Raw genomic sequence first — 5,804 nt, 5'->3', positions numbered from 1 at the left:
GGGCGCGCGGTCGAGCGCGGCGAGGCAGCAGTCGAGGCAATCGGGATGCGAGCGGGCCGGCGCCCGGGTCCCGTCCGCGACCAGACCGAAACCGCCGCCGCAGAGCGGGACGGCCCAGGCCCCCGCCGCGGCGGGCGGCGTCATCGGCGCGGCGCGCAGGGCCACGGTCTGCAGGGACAGCAGGCCGATCAGCAGCGCGCGGAGGAGAAGCCCGGTCATGCCCCGGCTTCTACCCGGCCCCGGCCGGGCTGGCGAGCCTCGCAGGCGCGGGCCGGCATGAAAAACCCGGCCCGCGGGGTGCGCGGGCCGGGTCGAAAGCGTCGGCGGAGGGCGCGAGCCCGGGCCGGATGGCTCAGGCCTCGGCGGCCACGGCGGGGGCGGTCACGGCGACGGCGGCCTTCTCGACCTCGCGCTTGACCTTCAGGGCCTTGGGCGACAACTCACGGTCGTGAGACTTCGCGAGGTAGGCGTCGAGCCCGCCGCGATGATCCACGGTCCGCAGGGTGGAGGCGGCGACGCGGAACTTGAAGCTCCGCCCCAGCGACTCGCTCTGCAGCGTGACGTCGTTCAGGTTCGGCAGGAACCGGCGGTTGGTCTTGATGTTCGAGTGGCTCACATTGTGGCCGGTCATCACGCCCTTGCCGGAGAGCTCGCAGCGACGGGACATATCTTTCGCCCTTCGGGTTGGTGTTCGCAACGTATGGCCACGGCGTGCGGAGAACCCGCACGGCGCGCCGGAATAAGAGGCGCACCCCATAGCGAGTCGCGCCCCCCTCGTCAACACGCCGCGGTCGAATGGCGCGCGGGCGCGGGCGGGCGGCGACCTTGGGCGGCGACGGGGATCGGCGCCGGAAGCTGGGGGCGCGAGGCGGGGCGGCGGCATGAACCTCGCGTGACCGCGGCCCGCAGGCCACGCCGCGCGCAAACCGGATGAGGAAGCGGCCGCAAGCGCTTGCGCCGCGCGGGGACACGCGGTTTTCGTGGGCTCCCGGCGACGGGCCTGCGCGCAGGCCCGTCGGGCCCCGCCCGCTTTGCGCGGCTTTTCCCGCGGTCGCCCCACGACCTAGCCGATGTATCGAGGAGCGTACCCGACATGGCCTTGCAGGATTTCCCCGACGACTTCCAGGGACTGGCCTCGATCGACTGGGGCAGCCAGCTTTCCGACGCGCAGGTCTCCGATTCCGTGGTGCGCATCAAGTTCCTCGCCGGCGAGGGGCGCACCGCCTGGACGGCCTACGAGCGGGGCCAGGTGATGGCGGCGCTGGAGGAATACTCGGAGGTCATCGACCTGACCTTCGAGCGGGTCAACGACGCGCGCCGGGCGGATTTCAAGGTGTCGAAATTCGCCGAGCGCGAGAACCCGCTGCTCGGCTTCATGAGCCCGCCGGGCGAGGATCAGGCCGGGCTCGGCAGCTTCAACGCCCTGGGCGTGGGGTGGGATTCGAAGCGCCAGCAGGGCTCGACGCTCGAGAAGGGCGGCTATGCCTTCTTCACGATCATCCACGAATTCGGCCACGGGCTCGGGCTCGCCCATCCGCATGACGATGGCGGCGGGTCCGAGGTGATGGACGGGGTGGCGGACGAAAGCGACATCGGGACCTGGGCGCTGAACCAGGCGGTCTACACGGCGATGAGCTACAACAGCGGCCTGACCACCGGCGAAGGGGCGACCACCTACCGGTTCTGGACCTATGGCCACCAGTCGGGTCCGGGGGCGATCGACATCGCGGCGCTGCAGATGAAATACGGCGCGAACCTGACCACCGCCTCGGGCGACGACGTCTATGTGCTGCCCGACAAGAACCAGCGCGGGACCTATTGGGAGACGATCTGGGACACCGGCGGCGCGGACGAGATCCGCTACAACGGGATCCGGCCGGCGCTGATCGACCTGCGGGCGGCGACGCTGACCGACAATCCCGGCGGGGCTGGGTTCCTCAGCCAGGCGGAGCCGGCGCGGGGCGGCTTCACCATCGCCTACAATGTGGAGATCGAGGCCGCGACGGGGGGGGCCGGCGACGACGTGCTGCGCGGCAACAACATCGACAACGTCCTCTCGGGCCGGGGCGCGAACGACCGGCTGATCGGGGCGCGGGGCGACGACGTGCTGCGCGGCGGGGCCGGGCATGACGACCTGTTCGGCGGGACCGGGGACGACCGGATGCGCGGCGGCGCGGGGATCGACACGCTCGTCGGCGGCCGGGGCGCGGACCGGATGGCGGGGGGCGGCGACGTCGACGCGCTGCGCGGCGGCGGCGGCGACGACCGGCTGAAGGGCGGGGCCGGGGCGGATGACCTCAAGGGCGGGAACGGCGCGGACCGGCTGGTCGGCGGGGCTGGGAACGACATGCTGGACGGCGGGCGCGGCGACGACCTGCTGCGGGCCGGGGCCGGGAACGACCGGCTGACCGGGGGCGAGGGCGCCGACCTCTTCGTGTTCCGCAACGCCGACGCCGCCGGCCTCGACGTGATCGCCGATTTCGAGACCGGGCTCGACCGGATCCGCCTGATCGGCCTGACCGCGGCCTATGAGGAGACCGAGTATGGCGCGCTTCTGAGCCTCGGCGTCAGCGGCGGGCTGGTCGAGATCCATACCGCCGACGGCGAGGGGCTGAGCCTCGACATCCTGCTGGGCTGAGGGGGCCTAGAGCTCCTCGCCGGTCAGGCCGAAGGCGGCCAGCGCCTGGGCGGCGGCGATCTGGGGGGGGGTGTCGCCGTCCCCCACCGCCTCCTCCAGCCTGGGCCAGATCGCGGCGACCTCGGGCGTGCGGCGGAAGCGGCGCAGGAGGCGTTCCTCGACTTCCGAGCGGAACCAGGTCACCGCTTGCTGGCGGCGTTTCATCTCGCGGATGCCGTTTTCGCGGCGATAGGCGTCGAGGGCGGAGATCTCCTCCCACGCCTTCTCCAGCCCGTCCTCCTCCAGCGCCGAGACCGTCAGCGCCTTCGGGAAGCCCTCGGGGTCCTGGCCGCGTTTGCGCAGCAGATGCAGGGCGCCGGCGTAATCGGCGCGGGTGCGCTGGGCGGTGGCCTTGAGGTCGCCGTCGGCCTTGTTGATCAGGATCATGTCGCAGATCTCCATGATCCCGCGCTTGACCCCTTGCAGCTCGTCGCCGCCGGCGGGGGCCAGCAGCAGCAGGAAGATGTCGGTCATGTCGGCGACCATGGTCTCGGACTGGCCGACGCCGACCGTCTCCACGATCACCAGATCGAAGCCGGCCGCCTCGCAGAGCAGGATGGCCTCGCGCGTGCGCCGGGCGACGCCGCCGAGCGTCGCGCCGGAAGGGGAGGGCCGGATGAAGGCGTTGGGGTGACGCGAAAGATGCTCCATCCTCGTCTTGTCGCCGAGGATGGAGCCGCCGTTGCGCGAGCTGGACGGATCGACGGCGAGCACCGCGATGCGGTGGCCCTGATCGGCGAGGCGGACCCCGAAGCTTTCGATGAAGGTGGATTTGCCGACGCCCGGCGTGCCCGAGAGGCCGAGGCGCACCGCGTCGCGGGGGGCGGCGTGCAGCCGGCGGACCAGGGCCGCGGCGGCGCGGCGGTGATCGGCCCGGGTCGACTCGATCAGGGTGATTCCCCGCGCCAGCGCCCGGCGGTCGCCGGCGGCGAGGCGGGCGGCGATGTCCTCGGCCATCGCCTCGGCCTTGGGGTCGATTTCGGGCTCGGGGATCGGGACGGCCGTGTTGTGCTGTGTCAAACGCCGGGTTCCTGCCATCAATTCCGCGCGATCGGCGCCGATGCGCCCTCGTTCCGCCCGTGTCTAGCGCAGACTGCTTGGGTGTCGGAAGCCCCCCCGCCCGATGCGGAGCCGCCCCGGCGGCGCCCCCCGCGGGCGATGAACAAGGAGGAGAGCGTCATGACGAACGACGGGAAGAAGATCGGCGGGAGCCGGAGCCATGATGGTGGATCGCGGCTGCGCCGGCCGCTGCCGGTGAAGACGCGGTCCGGAACGGCGGTGGCGGGGCTGACCCTGGCGCTGAGCCTGATCGCGGCCATCGGCCTGCCTTTCGCCCGCTACGCCGCCCATGTTCCGCCGTCGGGCGAGACCGGGCGGATCGAGGTCCAATTGGACGGGGCCCCGGAAGGCGCGATGCGTTTGCTTCTTCGGATCGACGGGCGCGGGGCCTCGGCGGTGCTGCCCGGCGACGCGGGCGATGCGGGCCGGATGCCGGAAGGCGAGCGGATCTAGCGCGACGAAGCTGGCCGGGATGAAGCTGGCCGGGATTCGGGCGAGGCCCGGTCCTCCGCCCCCAGGGGCGAATATCCCTCCGCGGTGAAGCGGGGGGTGCAGAGGCACAGGAACACCAGGTCGCCCGGACCGTGATTGCGGGCGCGCTGCGGCGTGCCGGCGGGGATCAGGGCGACGTCTCCGGCCCGGATCGGGGTCCATCGGCCGGCGAGCTCGATCTCTCCGGCGCCTCCGGTGACGATGTAGCGCTCGGCCACGTCGAGGGCGTGCAGCTCGGTCACGACCCCGGGGGGGACGCGGGCTTCGGCGAGGGAGGCGTCAGGGTCGGCGGCATGGTTCAGCAGCTCGCGGATCACGCAGCGCTCGCGCGTTTCGAAGGGCGCGGTGGCGGCGTCGGCGAGGATCTGCGGTTTCTCCATAGGCATTGATCTAGGGGCGGGGGCGGCAGGGCGGAAGCCCCCCGGCGCGGTTGGCCCGGGCGGATGGGCGGGGTAGGGTCGCGGCTGACTTGCCCCCGACCTGCGCAGGAGACCCGAGCCATGAAGATCGACGGCGTGCCGTTCCGCACCATTTGGCCCGCCGCCGACGGGCGCGGGGTGGAGATCCTCGACCAGACCCTGTTCCCGCACCGGTTCGAGATCCTCCGGCTGGACGGGCTCGCGCCCGCCGCCCATGCGATCCGGGTGATGCAGGTGCGCGGCGCGCCGCTGATCGGGGCGACGGCGGCTTACGGCGTGGCGATGGCGATGCGGGTCGACGGCTCGGACGCGGCCCTCGCCTCGGCCTGCGCGACGCTGCTCGCGACGCGGCCGACGGCGGTGAACCTGCATTGGGCGCTGGAGCGGATGAAGGCGCGGCTGGGCCCGCTGGCCCCGGGCGCGCGGGCGGAGGCGGCCTGGGCGGAGGCGGCGGCGCTCTGCGACGAGGATGTGGCGATCAACGCGGCCATCGGCGATCACGGGCTGGAGATCGTGCGGGGGCTGGCGGCGAAGAAGAAGGCCGGTGCGCCGGTGCGGATCCTGACCCATTGCAACGCCGGGTGGCTGGCGACGGTGGACTGGGGCACGGCGACGGCGCCGATCTACAAGGCCCATGACGCGGGGATCCCGGTCGAGGTCTGGGTGGACGAGACCCGGCCCCGCAACCAGGGCGCCTTTCTGACGGCCTGGGAGCTGGGGCGGCACGGCGTGAAGCACAAGGTGATCGTGGACAATGCCGGCGGGCATCTGATGCAGCGCGGCTTGGTCGACATGGTGATCGTGGGCACCGACCGCACCACGGCGCGGGGCGACGTCTGCAACAAGATCGGCACCTATCTGAAGGCGCTGGCGGCGCAGGACAACGGGGTGCCGTTCTATGTGGCGCTGCCGAGCCCGACGCTGGATTTCTCGGTCGAGGACGGGTTCGACATTCCCATCGAGGAACGCTCGGGCCGCGAGGTGACGCATCTGGCGGGGATGACGGCGGCGGGCGCGGTGGCGGAGGTGCGGCTGACGCCGGAAGGGACGGAGGGCGCGAACCCCGCCTTCGACGTGACCCCGGCGCGGCTGGTGACGGCGCTGATCACCGAGCGGGGCGTGTGCGCGGCGACGCGCGAAGGCATCGCGGGCCTTTT

7 protein-coding genes are annotated in these 5,804 nt (G+C 72.5%); 3 read left to right on the top strand and 4 right to left on the bottom strand.

The window, feature by feature from the left end; genetic code table 11:
• Together ACTB72_RS20095 and rpmB are read right to left on the bottom strand one after the other, a co-directional pair.
• Window positions 1–219: hypothetical protein (locus ACTB72_RS20095; RefSeq protein WP_463038800.1), on the bottom strand; the 219-nt coding region annotated here is incomplete at its 3' end.
• A gap of 133 nt (window positions 220–352) precedes the next feature.
• The gene (rpmB, locus tag ACTB72_RS20090; protein WP_463038799.1) at window positions 353–667 is read right to left on the bottom strand and encodes a 50S ribosomal protein L28; all 315 of its coding nucleotides are present in this window, start codon (window positions 665–667) and stop codon (window positions 353–355) included.
• A gap of 426 nt (window positions 668–1,093) precedes the next feature.
• On the opposite strand from rpmB, the gene ACTB72_RS20085 reads away from it, so the two are divergent.
• Entirely contained in the window at window positions 1,094–2,638 is a 1,545-nt protein-coding gene (locus ACTB72_RS20085; RefSeq protein ID WP_463038798.1) for a M10 family metallopeptidase C-terminal domain-containing protein, read from the top strand.
• Window positions 2,639–2,644: 6 nt separating this feature from the next.
• Here the strand turns inward: ACTB72_RS20085 and meaB are convergent, their stop codons facing one another.
• A complete protein-coding gene (gene meaB, locus ACTB72_RS20080; protein ID WP_463038801.1) occupies window positions 2,645–3,634 on the bottom strand; it encodes a methylmalonyl Co-A mutase-associated GTPase MeaB in 990 nt (329 codons plus the stop codon).
• A gap of 222 nt (window positions 3,635–3,856) precedes the next feature.
• On the opposite strand from meaB, the gene ACTB72_RS20075 reads away from it, so the two are divergent.
• On the top strand, window positions 3,857–4,189 hold the full coding sequence (locus ACTB72_RS20075) for a hypothetical protein (RefSeq protein WP_463038797.1): 333 nt from the start codon (window positions 3,857–3,859) through the stop codon (window positions 4,187–4,189).
• Here the strand turns inward: ACTB72_RS20075 and ACTB72_RS20070 are convergent.
• A complete protein-coding gene (locus ACTB72_RS20070) occupies window positions 4,186–4,608 on the bottom strand; it encodes a cupin domain-containing protein (protein WP_463038796.1) in 423 nt (140 codons plus the stop codon). The genes ACTB72_RS20075 and ACTB72_RS20070 overlap by 4 nt on opposite strands.
• 120 nt (window positions 4,609–4,728) lie before the next feature.
• On the opposite strand from ACTB72_RS20070, the gene mtnA reads away from it, so the two are divergent.
• Window positions 4,729–5,804, top strand: a 1,076-nt coding sequence (gene mtnA, locus ACTB72_RS20065; RefSeq protein ID WP_463038795.1) for an S-methyl-5-thioribose-1-phosphate isomerase, incomplete at its 3' end; no start/stop codon positions are given.

The organism is Albimonas sp. (assembly GCF_055129145.1).
The sequence above is the reverse complement of the archived record's forward strand: the minus strand, read 5'-3'. Positions and strand labels throughout refer to the sequence as shown.